The sequence below is a fragment of the Parabacteroides sp. B2-S-102 genome, assembly GCF_023656665.1.
Taxonomy (GTDB): Bacteria; Bacteroidota; Bacteroidia; order Bacteroidales; family Tannerellaceae; genus Parabacteroides; species Parabacteroides distasonis.
This window is the reverse complement of the sequence record NZ_JAMOKM010000008.1, coordinates 45,524-61,546: the sequence shown is the minus strand read 5'-3', so window position 1 is coordinate 61,546 and position 16,023 is coordinate 45,524. Positions and strand designations below refer to the sequence as shown.

The window sequence follows — 16,023 nt, the reverse complement described above, 5'->3', positions numbered from 1 at the left end:
CTAAACCTGCTTGTTCCGATGCAGGGAAATAGTAAGTCCGTTCCTCTTATATATACACCCGGACTAAACCAAACTGACTTTTAATAATGGAAATCGGGATTATAGCGGTAGCCCTTGCCCTCTTTCACTATCATGCGCTTGTTCACAAGGAACTTGTTCAGTTCCACATGGATATTGCGCCCACGCTCGTAGCCTATACTTGCATAGCCTTGTTTCAAAGTCTTTAGGACATTCTCGTAACCATATATGACCTGTTTGCCAAAACCGTTTTCCAAAGCTGTCCTGTGCTGTTGTTCCGTCAGTTCTGCCAGTGGAAAGCCCCGGTCTTGGCTGGGCTGCTTGAACACATAGCCGTCCACGACTTCGGGCAATGCGTTGTCATTGATACGAAATGCGAACGGGTCAAACTCCCGGTCACGTATGTGCATCGCCTTTACCTCGCTTATGTTACCGTCCTGCTGGCTTTTCGTAATTTGCAGGACGGTTTCAGCCTTGTTGTTCAACTCCGTACCGATATGCCCCCTTGTATTGTCATCCCCCTTGTTCAAATGTAGAACAGTGTGGATATGCAGGTTATATCCGCTTGACCAGCGCATCAAGAGGTTGATTAGGTCAGTCGATTCACTGGGGCTGTTGATGTCGTACATCAAATCACGGATTCCGTCAATGATGAGTAGTCCTACATCGGGCATATTTTCAAGCATATAGCCGATTATCTGCTTCCGTTTGTCGGGTGTCTGCTCCCTTAACACAATGAAAACAAAATCGTTCATATCCTTGTCAGTAGGCAGTCCGGCAAGGCGCAAAATACGCTCCATGACCTTGTGGCAATGGTACTTGCTCTGCTCGGTATCTACATAGAGGATTTTCCGCTTATTCGATGGCAGACATGCCGAATACTTCAGTACCTCGTCATTCTTCAACGCTGCCGCAACGATAGCGGAAATGTTGAATGTCTTCTTGCTCTTGGCTTTGCCTGTGGATGCACTGAAATTACCCAGCGTGCCGATGGTAGAACCGTTCACCCAAAGCATTTCGGGCGGTACTTCGTAAGTGTCCGTCACTTTTAGATGAATGGTTTTCCAAAGGGCTGCGAAATCCTCTTTCTGCATGGTGACATCCTGCCCGGCTTCTGTCGCTTTTCTATTTTCCATAACCGTTATTTCTTTAGAGGACGGTTAAGGATATACTTCTGCGCTTCCTGCTCTATCTGCGCCTGCGTTTTCACCGGGTTCTGACGCAACCACGCTTCCAGCTCCGCTTTCTCAAAATAAAGCATTTTGCCCTGCGGCTTGTAATGGGGTATCAAGTTACCCGAAGTCAGCTTGTACAGGTAGCTTTTTGAAAGGTTCAAAAACTTGCTCGCTTCATCGAAGCTAAGCACATTCTTTGAAAGGAACACTAAATTTTCGAGTTCTGCAACTCGCTTCTCAATACTTGTTTCCATATAACAAAAGTATTTGCGTTAGACAATATGGAGTGCATGCCCTCCGGTTTCTTGTAATCGATTACAGGGGCAAAAGTATTGAGGAATAGCTTGATAGCGGATTAAGCTATGTTTGAGGTCTTAACCTATTCTTAAAGTTTTTTCAGTTGTTTGATATAATTGCTGATGGTTACATAATCTTTTTCATGTTCCACCCCTTTTACATAATTGGCGGCTGTGGCTAAATCACCTTGATTCAGATATTTATCTTTCTTTATATTCTTCGTAACAAACAACTTATTCTTTGCTATAACAGATTGCCAGTTAGGTGTTATCAAACCACGATTGCTTAACTCCGAAAAAAGAAAAGCTACCTGCCTGTTGTTATTAGACCTGAATATAACTTTTGGTTTACAAGAAAGTATTGCTTTCAAATCTTCAAAAGTCATAGGAGCATTGAAAATTTCCACTTCATTGATACAATCCACCAACAATGCTATTTGCCTGTCGTTTAAAATAGACTTGAACGGATTTTCTGTTTCAGCAATATGGGAGATAATTTTAGGCTCTTGGTATTTATCTTGAATTGGTTGCGGCTCTTTCTGTTGTGGCTGCATTTCCGCTTGCACCTTACTTTCTTTCTTTTTTCGCAAGTACGCAGAATATCTTTCTAATACAATAGTTTTAACAACTACGGAAAAATAAGGCAGTTCTTCATCATAAACCGTATTATCTTGCTCATACCGGGAATAATCAAATGAAAGAGGATTAAACGACATGTATTTTCTTTTCTCATCGGATTTCAAGGATTCATAAAAACCGCTTTCCCCAAAGAAGTCAGATACAGAATAAAAATATGGAATATCATTCAACACAGAATAACGAATATATAACTGCACCAACTCATCAGCGGTACGAACATATTCTTGCTGTTCCAATTTATCTGCCTGTTCTTCGTCGAAATATAAGGACTTAGAGGCAATATTATCTATCATAACTTGGCTGGCATGATTGATACAGCGATTGAATATACCTTGTATATGGTCGAATTTTATTTTCAGTTCTTCTTCTGTCATAATAATCTATGTTTCAGTTAGTAGAAACAAAGATATATTTTTCCGGCTAAACAAAGACAAAAAAAGAAAGAAAGTACGGTAACTGTGATATAACCGTACTTTCTTCTTAAATCAGTCCGTCAAATTCGGTATCAGACTTATAGCTTCTTCTTTTTTCTTATCGACAATCTTCGCATAAATTTGAGTTGTGGCAATATTTTTATGTCCTAACAATTTGCTAACCGTGTACAAATCAGCCCCTAATGTAAGCATCATGGTAGCATGGGTATGCCGGGCGACATGAAACGAGATATGCTTAATAACCCCTGCATCTTTCGCCCATTTTTGAAGTATTTTATTTATAGTTCCCTCATGCGTCAAAGGAAAAATCAAATCATCGCCTTTTGCTTCATTTTGTTGCGGCAACCACTTTAACGCTTCATCGGATATAGGCAGATAAAGCGGTTCTTTTGTTTTCTGCATCTTTATTTCAATCCTTATTCTTTCACCGCTTTTCTGCAAATCGTTCCACTTCAATTTTCTTATATCGCTTACACGCAGCCCACACAAACAACTGAAAAGAAAGGCTTGTTTCATTATCTCATACTTGCACTCTGTCCCGATAAGCCGCTTCAATTCCTCTATTGTCAAATACTCCCTACGGCTAACTTCCGCTTTTACCTTACTGGCAAAATCAAACTCTTTCGTTGGATTGACCGTAATAATCCCCTCTTTATAGGCTCTATTTATAGCGGTACGCAACACCCCATAGTAAGCAATAACGGAATTATTACTTAATACTCCCCCAGCCTTTAACAAACCAAACTTGCTTGCTTTCTTCGCTTGTTTCAAGAAATCCACAAAGCTATTTAAGAAGTCCTTATCTATATCACGAAAAGCGATGTAATCCCCTCTGAACAACTTTAGTTCACGGATGGTATTACCAACAGTCTTTTCATAGTTCAAGCTGCCACGTTCTTTAGATTGGCTTCTCATGTTCATTAAATAATCAATCACATTCGCTTTTGACTTGTTGGTGTTCTGAAAACCGTGTGCATCATTTTGCAACTCCACTATCCTCTTACTCTGAATCGCTTTTGCAAGAGCCAATGTAGCTTCGTTCTTCGCCTTATCCTCCCTCGTTTTTTCGGGTATAAGGTACAACTTCAAAAATTCATATTGCCGTTTACCGCCAACATAATTTTCTTTTCTAATAACATCACCTGTATAGTAGTCCAAATAAATAGACTGGTTACCATTGGCAAGCTGCTTGAATCTAATCCTTACAGGTTCTTTCAATTTAACTTCTTGTTTTTTCTTCGCCATAATTATGTTCTTATTTTGTTACCGATACAAATATAGCGATTTGTTTTGTTACTCCAATGAATACGGGTAACAAAATAGTAACAAAATAAAGGCATTTATTAGACTAAACAAGAAAACAAAGAAAATAAAGGAAATCACATTCAATAAACGCAAATCACTAAATATCAACATATTATACTTAATATTTTATCTCATCCCTTCTCTTTTTCCACAACTGATAACTATTGAATAGGTTTTGCCACAGTACATAGCTTCCCGGGCCAACAGAAGACAAGGGGTTCAAATAGGTGTAAGACATCCAGATAGCTAACACGGTATTTTTTTGTCCCAAGGCTTGTCCGGCGCTAATACGGTCATTGTATTTCTTGCCGATGCGCTTTCCCAAATAAAACTGCGCGATACAGGTTATCAAGCCGCCTAAAGCGATCAGGATTTCTACATAAATCTCCGCCTCGCTATTGACCAAGGATTTCACGGTCTGCCCGGTCACGATAGCTAGAGCGACGGCCCAGAGGTAAAAGGCCATGTCTCGAAGCCCCGCAAGGAAGCGATGGATAGGTGGTATGAATCTACGCAAGAACAAAGCGAGGAAAAACGGGAATAACAGCAATGGAAAGACTTTTCCCAAGATCTTCAAGAATGCGGCGAAGAAAGTAATCTCGGCATGCGGTTCCACTAATGGGAAGACCAGCGGCACGACAATCGCTGCCAATAGATTCGATAATAAGGTATAAGTAGTCAGACTAGAGGCGCTTCCCCCTAATTTACCCGTAATCACGGCGGCCGCCGTAGCGGTTGGGCAAATCAGGCAGACCATCGCTCCCTCGAACACATCCCGGTATTCCTCTCTCATTGGCAGCCAGAGCAATAAGGCGGCAAGCACCAAACTGGAAACCGCTTGGATAAGCAATAGCCAACCATGCCAAGGGCTGGGCATCAATTCCCGGACAGAGATCTTACAGAAGGTTAAGAGCAACTGCGCAAAAATCAAAAAGGGCGTCAGATACGCTATTAAAGTGTACATGAACGGCTTTGTAGGCTCCAGAAAAGTAACATTGGCGAAAACAAAATACCCTATCGCACCCGCTAACATGGAGATAGGGAGTGTCCATGTCTTGAAGAATTTCAACATAACGCCTATTCTTTTAATTCGGGATGCAAAATAACATCTTTCCACCGAAAGAGGCAAGAGAAACGGGGATTAATTAGGGATAAAGAGAGACGGGGCATGCCCCGTCTCTACATTAGATATTCTTACAGCTTACTTTTAATGTCCTTATCCCGTAACGAGGGATAGAGAGACGCATTGAACTGGCGCCTTTCTTCTCGGTGACGGTTAAGTCCTCAACCAGACGGTTATCCAATTCCACCAAGCTCGCTTTCACGTCTTGTCCTTGGAAGGTTATCGTTTTAGGGGAGGCATCGCTTTGGGCATTGAATAGGCGGATGTAAAGGTCATTACCTTTATAGACCATGGAGACCAACTCGTAGGCATTATTCTCTATCCGGAAAAGGGAACCGGATGTCAAGGTAGCATCGCCGTCCAAGGTTGCGACCAAAGGCTCATTGCGTCGTTCGCTTTGTGTCCAAATACGGCTTTTCTCCCAAGTTCCGGCATGAGGGATCAAGGCATACGAGATCTCGGTCGGACGGTCTATGATATAATCCCGGCCCCACAAGCCTTTACCAGCGTATTGTACGTTCAAGGCCAATGGGAAATCCTTACCATGCGCATAGCTGGTCGTATGATCCGTGAATAATGACAGACCGCAAGAGTTATCCTTGCTCGCTACATCCACCCAATTCAAGATGATATTATGCTTGATGCTATCCCAACGATTGAAAAAGGTATTCTCCAACCGGCTCTCGCAAACATCGAACGGAGCGTCCTTATAAATCTGTTGGTTGGCGATCTGGGTAGGCAGATACACCAGAAGTTTGTAACGGTCGTCATAAAATGCCTTACGGGGATTATCCGCACGGAATTCGATACCCGGCTCACCAATACGGGGGCTTCCTATCCAATCCAGCTTAACACTCATATCGATGCGAGGCTCTCCCTGCGTTAACCGGATCGTTTGGGTAAACGGGAACTTTCCGATCTTACCTCTCACAGCGACCTTCACGAATAAAGGCCCTTGCTCCAACACGCTCACCTCAGCCGGTTGATCCATACTGGAAAGGAAACCACCCTCATCGATAAAATATCCCCGAAGCTCATTGAACCCACGTTCATTCCGGTTATCCACGAATTCCTTGCCTCGTACGGCTTTCGCTTTCAAGCTTTCTATTACACCTCCTTTAGAGGGGTTTAGCACCAAGGTGTATAAATCACTTTCCATGCGAAACGTACCGTCTTTCTGTCTCTCAGCCTTCAAGGTTCCGGACTGTTTATCCTCTGCCTTCCGGATCGCATAAGAGGCATAACCGGCAGAGGGGACTTGCGCACGAAACAAGAGTTTTGAAACGCCGTCTTCCGTCAGCCATTGAGCCGGCTGTTTCTTCCCTCGCTTATCAAGAACCACCCAATCTGAGTTTCTCCATGAGGCGGGAACTTCCACCGCCACCAATTCATTCCGGTCGGTAGCCAAGGTATTATATACGTACACCGTGGATTCACCTTCCTTTTCTTTCAATAAGGACAAGGCGTTATCAATTATCTGACGGCTGTTTTGAATGGTCACCCCAGTCCAATCCGTAACCGTCTCCGCCCATGTCTTTTTCCCTTGTAGTTGATTGTAAGGAACGATCCAGCAATCATGATGCTGCGACAATAAAAGCGTGCGCCATCCCTCATCGATACGTTCGGTCGGCCATTCCATGCCTTTGTATAAGCGAGCGTAAGCCGCCATTTTCTCCGCACGCACGATAGCGTTCTCGGCTACCCGTACCTCTCCGGCCAAACGCTGCATGACCTGCGTTCCCCACATCAAGCCACCTAGGACATCCTCTTGCGAGAAATGCCAATCATCCTGAGTAGTCCCGACGGAACAGTCTTGGATGTAATTCCGCCAAGTCTTATAGGCGGTCGGCGTATAATAGCCCGTCGTATCCTGTCCCAGCCAAGGGCCTTTATCCCAACCATGGCTCCATGAGGCATCTTGGATACACATGCCGACCGGGTGCTGGATACCGGCATCCAAGCATTTATGGATGTAGTCCTCCGTATTGAACCACGAGATGGATTGCCAGCAAGAGCCGGGTTGTAAATCCTCGCAGGCGTAACGGGGGACGGTGGTAAGTCTCGTACCATCCGGCCCTACCCAATTCACCAACTCACCTCCGTAGGCGCTTACGTAGCCACCCCACATCGTATTCGGGTTCTTAGTAGAGGCATACGAGAAGCCGAATGACTTCAATATATAGGGCAGGCAACTGGTAAAGCAAGGCTCCTCCGCCGAATAGGTGGTGAATACCGCCTCGGGGAAATGTTTCCGGATCAGCCGTATTCCATATTCGAATTGGCGGATAGCGCTCTCGCCGGATGTCCCGAAGAAATAACTTTGGGCATAGGTCGGGTTTACGTACTCGATCCGCCCGCTCTCCACGGATTGATCCTTAAATAAGCGCTTGAAAGCCTCGTAACCTTCGGGGTCTCGTTGCCGTACGACTTCCCATGATTCAGGCTCGATCTCGATATTGATATTCCAGTTGGGATTCTGCCTTAATTTCTGGGCGATAAAGGCGGTTTGTCCCACCGGGTAATGCCCGTAGATACCGCCATGATAGCCATCGATGAAATAGGCTTGTTGGGCATCCGCCCAACCGGCCAACAAGAATTGGCTTAATACGAATATCGCTAGTTTCTTTTTCATATAATATGTACTATTAATTCACATTTAGAATACTTCCAGTCGGTGGAAGACGGGGCACGCCCCGTCTCTACAAGTCTGTAAATTTCTTGATCTCTATTTGCAAGGGGATTGGTTTATTTTGCTCATAGATCCGGTCGACCAGATCCTGTTGCTCATTCACGCAATCCTCACGAATCCCCTTGTGCATGTATTGTAGCCAAAGGTCGCCGTTCCATTGCAAGAAGATGTCGTGGGGACGGTATTTGCGTAAAGTGTCCACGGCAGCCTCGTCGCAGGCCCAAAGCATGCCCGTCTTCCGCATCAAGTTATATTCCACCCAATAGAACTCGCGCATCTTACGCTCTTTCAACCAGCGTTCCTCGTTCATCTGGCGGATCTTCATCGCTTGTTTATACTGCGGGGTATTCTGAAGAAGAGCCATATTGATGCCTCGCTCCAACTCCCTCGCCGTAAAACGACCGATAAACTCCCCACCGATCGTCAACCCGTAATATCCATCCGACAAACCGCTCACGGACAATCCCTCATAATTCATCTCATCCATAAAAGGGATAACACTCAAGGCATCTGCCTGCGTATGTTTCTCATTATCATAATAAGAGGTATCGATAGGATACGGAAGCGATTTCGCCTCGTACGTAAAAGTAAGGTTATCCGAGGAAACAGACAAATCCGAGACACGGCAATTATCCGAGCGAGTCACCTTTTTCCCCGCTCCGTCTATCCGGATATCGGCTACCAGCTTACCGGCCAGGCCTTGCGCTTTCAAGAAAAGATAAGCCATGACCAGATGTCCGTCCGTAGAGGGATGTATACGATCCTTCCCGCATAAGGTATACATGGAATCCGCCGCTTGCTCCCATTGGTTGATCGCTACCATCGGGCGATTGAAATCCACGAATCCCCATTGATTCTCCCGGGCACGGGCATTCAGGAAATCCACGATCTTCAAGATCTGCGTATTCTTCCCCGGGAAAGCGACCTTATTGAAACGGGAAGTCTCGTCATAAGGAGAACTTCCGATCAAGATTTTCCTCACCTCCGGATACTTCTTATAGACCTCCTCGATAAGAGCATAATCCCGACAAGCTTTCTCTACCCGGTTCCGAGCGATCGTATCGGCCCCCGGCTTCCGAAAATCCATATAGCCGACATCGTTCATGCCAAAAGATAGCGTCACCACTGTAGGCTCATGTTCGAAAACCTTATCCAACCGCTGGTAAATCATCTCGGCTACATCCCCACCTACTCCCTCGTTAAAGATATCGATGCGTTGATCCGGGAAACGGGTCATATAGTACAGCCAGATATATGAATGATAATGACCACCGCAAGTAATGCTGTTTCCCACGAAGGCGATCCGATCTCCTTTCTGAAACGGAGCTATCGACTGAGCATATACTCTTGCAAGACCTGATAAAAGCAAACAGACAAACAAAACATATCTTTTCATCTCTATTTCTCTCTTCTCTAATTTTCTGTGATGAATAATATATACCGTGTTAAAAAATATTACTATCAATAGTAATCGTATTTATCATGGATAATAATCCGGATTACTACGGATAGTAATATCCTCCCACACACCTCTAGTCTAGAGAATCGCCCGCTTACTTTTAGCGAACGACATCCTCACCGAGCAGAGGGTTCAGTTCTTTCTCACGCAAAGGTACCGGGAAAACCAAATCCGATTCTTTAAACGGATACGTATGATTAACCGCCTGATAGCCGAATAAATCAACCATTTGCTTCGATACCGGATCAAACGCACGGTGAGTACGCAACATATCATACCATCCTGTAAACTCATAACAGAGTTCCCACGCACGCTCTTTCAATACTTGATCAACCGTGATCGAAGTTGGTCTCGCCTCATCAGGTAACGCACGGTGACGAACTTGGAAATAAGCATCAACCGCCGTAGCGTCAGAAGTAGATCCTCCATCCAAGGTAGCTTTTGCCTCCGCACACATTAATAGAACATCCGCATAACGGTAAACCGGGATATTCGCCCCGCTCTTTCCTGTAGATTCCGCATTCTCATCCCAATATTTGCATAGATAAGGAACATCCAAAGTAATCGTTGTCTCCGGATCACCATATTTGGGTTTAGAAGTATAGAAAAACTCCTCATTCCGTTTACGAATATCTTGGTCATCATAACTTTCATAAAACTCTTTACGAGGAGCCAAACCACCCCCATAAGCCGGAGTAATGGAAATCGGTTGTTCCGGATAAGGCAAAAGGCCAAAATGGAAAGGAGCCCCGGCATCTTGCGCCTCACGCTGGATCATAAAAATATGCTCACCACTATTTTCGTTCTCTAACGCACGTAAATCCTTATAATCAGCGAACAAGCTAAAGGCTCCACTGTCAATAACCTCCTTGGCTTTCTCGTAAGCCAATTGATAATACTCATTTCCTTTTTGAAGCGGATAACCTGCCATTGTCAAATAAACCTTGGCTAAAAGGGTTTTGATCGCTCCCATAGAGACATGGCCTGTTTTATCACTCCAATCCAAACCGGACTGCTCCGCCTTTTTCAAGTCTTCCACGATCTGGTTATAAATATCTTCCTTAGGAGACCTTGGAATCTTCACCGTATTCAAGTCTACCGTAGGTTCCGTCTTCAACGGGATATCCCCGAATAATTGTACCCCTTGAAAATAGTAATACGCCCGCAAGAAATAAGCCTCTCCCAGATACTTCGCTTTCTGGCTCTCGCTAATAATATCCGTAGCGGAAACATTTTGAATCACGCTATTACAATTTTCCAAAGGAAAGAAAGTAGCCTTCCAGAAGTTACGAATAATGCCGTTACTCTCTTCCAAACCGGAAAGCAACAAGAACTGGTTCTGCTCATTACCGGCCGCACGAGGACGATAACTAGTACCTACAAGATATTCCAAGTTAAAAAGGTGAACTGTGGCAATCTCGAGGTCGGAACTCAACAGATCATCAAGCCCGTCATAAGTGCCATCCACAGCCGCCTTTATCTGGTTCTCTGTCGTATAATATTCAGAAGGACTCAAGAAGGTTTTCGGGTCTTCCTCTAAAAAATTCGTACAGGATGTAAAAGCCATTGTCGCCGAAAGCAAGCCACACATCCATACATGCGCTTTATTTTTCATATCTTAGTTTTTTACGAAGTAAAGATTAAACAATTAGAAATTAACACCTAAAGTAAATGAATACGTACGAGGTTTGGGATAGGTATAAAAATCCACTCCTTGCTCAAATACAGCATCATAACTCGTCACCTCCGGATCACTACCAGAATAGTTCGTAATCAAGAACGCATTCTCCACATTGAATCCCAAGGATAAACTCTTGATGTGAGCGGCAGAAAGCATACGGGAACTAAAGTCATATTTCAAGCCGATATTACGTAAACGCAAGAACGAACCCGGCTCACAACTCCAAGAATCTACGTCATTCTCATATCCATCTCCCGGAAGGCGCAAGCTAGGCACCATCGTGTTTTGGTTTTCCGGCGTCCAAGCGTTCACCGGAATGTCCGCATAAGCATTGGAGAATGTCACACGGTTACCCATCAACTGGCGAGTGAAGTTAATCAACTTATTACCATACACCCATTGTAAATCAAACATAAACGTGAAGCCTTTCCACGAGAATGTATTTGTCATATTCATCTCGAATTTAGGAGCGCCATTTCCGATATAGTCTTGGTCTTCACCATCCTTCATTCCATTACCATTTTTGTCCCAATACTTGATATCGCCGGGTTTCTTATTATATTTAGCGGCTTCTTCCGCCTCATCGGTTCCCCATGTACCTAGGCGAACATAGCCGTAAAGGGCATTTAAAGGATGTCCCTCTTCAATACGTCCTCCCCATTTACCAATGATATTATCATTTATATCCAGTACCATCGATCGGTTCATCGTATAATTCCAAGAGGTAGTCCATAAGAAATCACGGCTTTGGATATTGCGTGTATTCAAGCTCATCTCAAGACCTTGATTACGGATCTTACCCAGATTTGTCATAGTTTTCTCATATCCCGAGTTAGAAGGCAATTGTAGCTCATACAATAAATCAGTCGTAATCTTATGATAATAATCCGCCATAAACTCGATACGCCCATTAAAGAAACTCAAATCGATACCCGCATCAAGTTGTCTGGATTTCTCCCAGCGTAAATCCGGATTTGCCATACTTTTCAACGTAACGATCGTCGTCATATCCTTGCCAAAAGGAAGGCGTTTATTCTCATAACGTGCCATAGACGCATAATCACCGATTTCCGCGTTACCCACCGTACCGTAGCTCAAACGGACTTTCATATCATCAATCACCTTTTTTGCGTTCTCGAAGAAATTCTCATTGGATACACGCCAAGCGGCCGAGAATGAAGGAAAGAAACCATATTGGTTATTCAAGCCAAAACGAGAAGAACCATCCTCACGGAAAGAAGCGCCCAATAAGTAACGATTGTCAAAATTATAGTTGATACGGGCATAGTAAGAATTCATTTTATTATCCGTATAGTCTGAGCCAACCTTAGAACGTACGGTGCCGACTCCCATATTATTGTACTCAAAATAATCATCGAAGAAATTCTCGGCCCCTAGCTCGCTTTTCTCTGTTTTTGAGTAATACCAACTGGCTCCCGCTACGACATTCAAGTTATGCTTATTCCAGCTTTTATCAAAAGTCAAGTAGTCCTCATTCGTCCACGACATCGTATTTCGATGTGCTTTCTCCGCTTTACCCTTTTGAGTATCTCCATAGCCGAATAAGGTACTCGGGTTATAAGATGAATTGATATAAGAACCATCCTGGCGGCTGAAGCTAGTCGTTAACTTTAACCAAGAGGTAATCTTAAACGTACCAATCACGTTAGCCAACGTGTACTGATTCTTATCGATATTCTTACGTTCCTTTAAAATCCTCACGGGATTCTCCGTATCTTCCGCACCTGGATAATCTCCTTTACGGGAATAGGTACCATCCTCATATTGAACCGGAAGGAACGGTAATGCTTCCAATGTATACCGAGAGATCGCATTCTCCGAGTTTCGGGCATTACTAGATCCAACATTCAACATGGCCTGTAAATGGAACCATTCTTTCAAATCCCATCCGACATTGATAAATGCGTTTAACTGACGTTTATAGGTCTCCAACATTATACCTTGATTATCTTTGTAACTTACATTCGCCACAGCGGTCAGCTTATCGCTTCCTCCAGAGAAACTAAGTGAATGCTGATGAGAAAAAGCCGTACGAGTCACGGCATCCTGCCAATCCGTATCATATTTCGGAGTCCCGTCCGGATTGAACAGGTCATTCTTATGCGTAAACATATTGCTCGGATCCAGATGGGGAGCGATACGTCCCGGTTGAGCCTCATAAGCACGCTTGAATACATCCAAAGCCTCTTCCGCATTTAAGACATCGACTTTACGAGCTAACGTTCCTGCTGACAGAACTGTATTATACGAGATATTCGTCGTATTTTTCTTACCTTCCTTTGTTGTTATCACCACAACGCCATTCGCACCTCTCGCACCATAAATAGAAGAGGAAGTAGCGTCTTTCAAGATATCGATAGACTGGACAATATTCGGATCAATCTGGTCCGGATCCACGCCAACCACACCATCGACCACATATAGCGGTGTATTAGAAGAATTCAAAGAACCGATACCACGGATTTTTATCGCAGGACTACCACCCGGCGCACCAGAATTCAAGGCGATATTAACACCAGCCACCTTTCCGGCCAATCCTTGGAATACGTTCGTGGCATTCGGACGCTCCAATAACTTCTCCGAGTCTACGGAACCCACTGATGTTGACAAGTTTCGTTTCAACATCGTACCATATCCAACGACAACGACCTCTTCAAGCGCCTTATAATCCTCGGCCAACTTCACGTTAAACAGTGTACGATTCCCGACCTCGATCTCTTGCTCCGCATAGCCGATATAGGAAAATGACAGGATATCGTTATTAGCCGCATCCAAGCTAAACTTTCCATCCAGATCCGTAACCGTACCGACCGTCGTACCCTTTATCACGACATTGGCCCCGATAACCGGTATGCCATCCGGATCCGTAACGATACCGGAGATCTTTTTCTTTTGTTGCTGTACGGCGTCTTTCTTCAAGATCGTGATGTGCTTACCTGATATGCGGTAGGTCAAGTTCGTGTTTTTCAACAACTCATTCAACACGTCGGTGACTTGGCGATTCTTCACCTGTATATCCACCTGCTTACTATTATCGATATCCTCGCTCTTATAGAAAAACATGAACTCGGTCTGTTTCTCAATCTCCGAGACGACATCATAGAACGTCCCGTTCTTTACTTCTACCGTAACTTGAGCTTTTTGCGCATAGGTATCCGCCGAGACATGCAATATACCCAGTATTAAAAAAAGCAATGTGATCTTCATGATTGATTTAATTTTTTTAGGCAATAGCTCATCGCTATTCCAGACTTTTTCCATAAGTTTGTAATTATTTTTTATTAATGACTTACCTTGCTCGCTACTTTTTAGAGGACAGCGATAAAGGTGATTAAACGAATAATGAACGTCTAAGAATCGGGGGTGAGTGGTGTCAGTCCCGATTCTTTTTTGTGATCAGGTATTTGTCATAGGCAATTCGAATGTTTAAGGTTATACATCTATTATTTTGTTATTTGCTCCTCGCCGATATCAGGATATCTTTTCCGTCTTTCGTGAAAGTGAATTGTTTCTCCGAGTTAATAATATCTAGCACCTCTTGTATACCTTGATCCAAGGAGAAGGTTCCTGTGTAGCGGATGTTCCGCAGACTGTCATGCGCCAAGCGGATATTTACCCCATAGTAATTCTCCAGACGTTTTACGATAGAGACTAAGGTCTCATCCTTGAAACGATATTTCCCTCCTACCCAAGCGTTCGAGATCGAGGCATCTGTCTCTGACAAGAAAATAGAGCCGGTCCGGTTATCCGACCGGGCTTGTTGATTCGGCTTTAGCTTCATGCTACTCATTTTCCGTCCTTGAGCGTCAAAAGATTCCAACAGGATACTACCACTTAATAAGGTGGTGACGCTAAAGCGATCATCGTTGAAAGCCTGTATATTGAATGAGGTTCCGAGTACCGTGATTTGTTGGTTCTTTAGTTTTACGATGAAAGGTTTCGAATGATTCTTCGCAACCTCGAAATAGGCCTCACCCTCCAGATGAACCACACGCTCATCTCCATTAAAAGAGGTGGGGTATTTAAAACGGGTGGAGGCATTGAGTATGATCTTACTGCCGTCGGATAGCAATAGCGTGTTCGCACGTCCGCCTTTTTCCACTACGATCTCGTTATATTCCATATCGCCGGCATATAAACGATTGCTTATCCATTGATTCATACCCACACCTATTCCCATAGCGATTACGATAATCGCCGCATATCTCAAGAATGAAAGCCAGAACTGTTTGCCAAGGACCTTGGATTTCACAGATACGCCAGAGATCGCATCCAGCTTTCCAGCCATTCGCTCCCAACTACGCTCCACGGAATAATGGTTCAAGAACGCCACTTCTTTCCGAGTGTCAAAAAGCCCCTTAAGCTCAAAGAAGTGGGCTTTATTAGCGTCACTCTCATGAATCCAAGCATCCAACACTCGAAGTTCATCCTCTTGAATCTCGTTCTGCAAATAGCGTATGATCAGTTCTTCTATCGAATTATTAGATTCCATTTTCTGTTTCATTTATAATATATACGACCGGTTTCCTCTTTTTACTTACGTATTCTACCGTATTTTCATCTAAAAAATAAAACCAGTGCCAGAAGCGCCAACACATTCCGTATGATCTTCAATCCTTTATAGAGTTGCGCCTCTACCGTACGTTGAGAGATATTTAGCATTCCTGCGATCTCCACTGATTTCTTCCCGTCCACATAAGCCAACGTAAAAACCTCTCGGCATCTGTCCGGTAACTTGGCTATTTCCCGGTAAACGGAGTCCAGACGCTCTTTCTCCAGCTCCGCCGCATCCGACTGATTATAATAATCTATCTCCTCTATCTTTAGTCTACGAGCAACCTCATCCGCATAAGTCATTTCTATTGATTTATGCTTTAGGTAATCGAGGCAAGCATTTTGAACGGAACGGAATAGGTATGTCTTCAAGCCTTCTTCCACGGAATAAATCTCTTTCTTTTGCCAGATCTTGATGAATATATCATGCACTAAATCTTCCGCCGTATCGCTATCCACATATTTCGAGGCATAAAAGATCAGTCTGGGGGCATTCTCCAGATATAATAATTTAAATTTATCCAACTCATGGTTCTTAATAATATAGTCTTTCATGCTCAATGTGGACATTTCTTGTATTATATTAGACAGTTCAAGGCTTCTCCTTTATCTATATACGATCATAGAAA

The 16,023-nt window shown here is 43.8% G+C and carries 11 protein-coding genes; all 11 read right to left on the bottom strand.

All coding sequences use genetic code 11. The annotated features are described in order from the left end of the window. Positions 1 to 80 precede the first annotated feature (80 nt). The 11 genes from NBH07_RS11925 to NBH07_RS11875 all read right to left on the bottom strand — a co-directional run bounded on the left by NBH07_RS11925 (position 81) and on the right by NBH07_RS11875 (position 15,964). A complete protein-coding gene (locus NBH07_RS11925; protein WP_008765444.1) occupies positions 81 to 1,154 on the bottom strand; it encodes an AAA family ATPase in 1,074 nt (357 codons plus the stop codon). 5 nt (positions 1,155 to 1,159) lie between these two features. Beyond that, the gene (locus tag NBH07_RS11920; protein ID WP_005802192.1) at positions 1,160 to 1,447 is read right to left on the bottom strand and encodes a helix-turn-helix domain-containing protein; all 288 of its coding nucleotides are present in this window, start codon (positions 1,445 to 1,447) and stop codon (positions 1,160 to 1,162) included. A 131-nt stretch (positions 1,448 to 1,578) separates the two neighbouring features. Further along, entirely contained in the window at positions 1,579 to 2,502 is a 924-nt protein-coding gene (locus NBH07_RS11915; protein WP_250833515.1) for a hypothetical protein, read from the bottom strand. A 111-nt stretch (positions 2,503 to 2,613) separates the two neighbouring features. Continuing rightward, complete coding sequence (locus NBH07_RS11910; RefSeq protein WP_008765446.1) at positions 2,614 to 3,807, bottom strand: site-specific integrase; 1,194 nt, start codon at positions 3,805 to 3,807, stop codon at positions 2,614 to 2,616. A 178-nt stretch (positions 3,808 to 3,985) separates the two neighbouring features. Continuing rightward, a complete protein-coding gene (locus NBH07_RS11905) occupies positions 3,986 to 4,939 on the bottom strand; it encodes a transporter (protein WP_009018569.1) in 954 nt (317 codons plus the stop codon). Positions 4,940 to 5,051: 112 nt separating this feature from the next. Next, positions 5,052 to 7,622, bottom strand: a complete 2,571-nt coding sequence (locus NBH07_RS11900; RefSeq protein WP_156682356.1) for a glycoside hydrolase family 38 C-terminal domain-containing protein — start codon at positions 7,620 to 7,622, stop codon at positions 5,052 to 5,054. Between the two features lie 67 nt (positions 7,623 to 7,689). Further along, on the bottom strand, positions 7,690 to 9,075 hold the full coding sequence (locus NBH07_RS11895; protein WP_005861754.1) for an SGNH/GDSL hydrolase family protein: 1,386 nt from the start codon (positions 9,073 to 9,075) through the stop codon (positions 7,690 to 7,692). A 163-nt stretch (positions 9,076 to 9,238) separates the two neighbouring features. Next, the gene (locus tag NBH07_RS11890; protein ID WP_005861752.1) at positions 9,239 to 10,753 is read right to left on the bottom strand and encodes a RagB/SusD family nutrient uptake outer membrane protein; all 1,515 of its coding nucleotides are present in this window, start codon (positions 10,751 to 10,753) and stop codon (positions 9,239 to 9,241) included. 33 nt (positions 10,754 to 10,786) lie between these two features. Continuing rightward, on the bottom strand, positions 10,787 to 14,047 hold the full coding sequence (locus NBH07_RS11885) for a TonB-dependent receptor (protein WP_224202097.1): 3,261 nt from the start codon (positions 14,045 to 14,047) through the stop codon (positions 10,787 to 10,789). A 244-nt stretch (positions 14,048 to 14,291) separates the two neighbouring features. Next, positions 14,292 to 15,332 carry a FecR family protein gene (locus NBH07_RS11880; protein ID WP_005861748.1) on the bottom strand — a complete coding sequence of 347 codons (1,041 nt, stop codon included), beginning with the start codon at positions 15,330 to 15,332 and terminating at the stop codon, positions 14,292 to 14,294. A gap of 65 nt (positions 15,333 to 15,397) precedes the next feature. After that, positions 15,398 to 15,964, bottom strand: coding sequence for an RNA polymerase sigma-70 factor (locus tag NBH07_RS11875; protein ID WP_005861746.1), 567 nt, complete (start codon positions 15,962 to 15,964; stop codon positions 15,398 to 15,400). Positions 15,965 to 16,023: the final 59 nt, after the last annotated feature.

Bases quoted from the DNA above. Each gene is read 5' to 3' on its own strand.
- NBH07_RS11905 (WP_009018569.1), bottom strand. From the start codon at position 4,939: ATGTTGAAATTCTTCAAGACATGGACACTCCCTATCTCCATGTTAGCG.
- NBH07_RS11915 (WP_250833515.1), bottom strand. From the start codon at position 2,502: ATGACAGAAGAAGAACTGAAAATAAAATTCGACCATATACAAGGTATA.
- NBH07_RS11920 (WP_005802192.1), bottom strand. From the start codon at position 1,447: ATGGAAACAAGTATTGAGAAGCGAGTTGCAGAACTCGAAAATTTAGTG.
- NBH07_RS11885 (WP_224202097.1), bottom strand. From the start codon at position 14,047: ATGAAGATCACATTGCTTTTTTTAATACTGGGTATATTGCATGTCTCG.
- NBH07_RS11890 (WP_005861752.1), bottom strand. From the start codon at position 10,753: ATGAAAAATAAAGCGCATGTATGGATGTGTGGCTTGCTTTCGGCGACA.
- NBH07_RS11895 (WP_005861754.1), bottom strand. From the start codon at position 9,075: ATGAAAAGATATGTTTTGTTTGTCTGTTTGCTTTTATCAGGTCTTGCA.
- NBH07_RS11875 (WP_005861746.1), bottom strand. From the start codon at position 15,964: ATGTCCACATTGAGCATGAAAGACTATATTATTAAGAACCATGAGTTG.
- NBH07_RS11900 (WP_156682356.1), bottom strand. From the start codon at position 7,622: ATGAAAAAGAAACTAGCGATATTCGTATTAAGCCAATTCTTGTTGGCC.
- NBH07_RS11910 (WP_008765446.1), bottom strand. From the start codon at position 3,807: ATGGCGAAGAAAAAACAAGAAGTTAAATTGAAAGAACCTGTAAGGATT.
- NBH07_RS11880 (WP_005861748.1), bottom strand. From the start codon at position 15,332: ATGGAATCTAATAATTCGATAGAAGAACTGATCATACGCTATTTGCAG.
- NBH07_RS11925 (WP_008765444.1), bottom strand. From the start codon at position 1,154: ATGGAAAATAGAAAAGCGACAGAAGCCGGGCAGGATGTCACCATGCAG.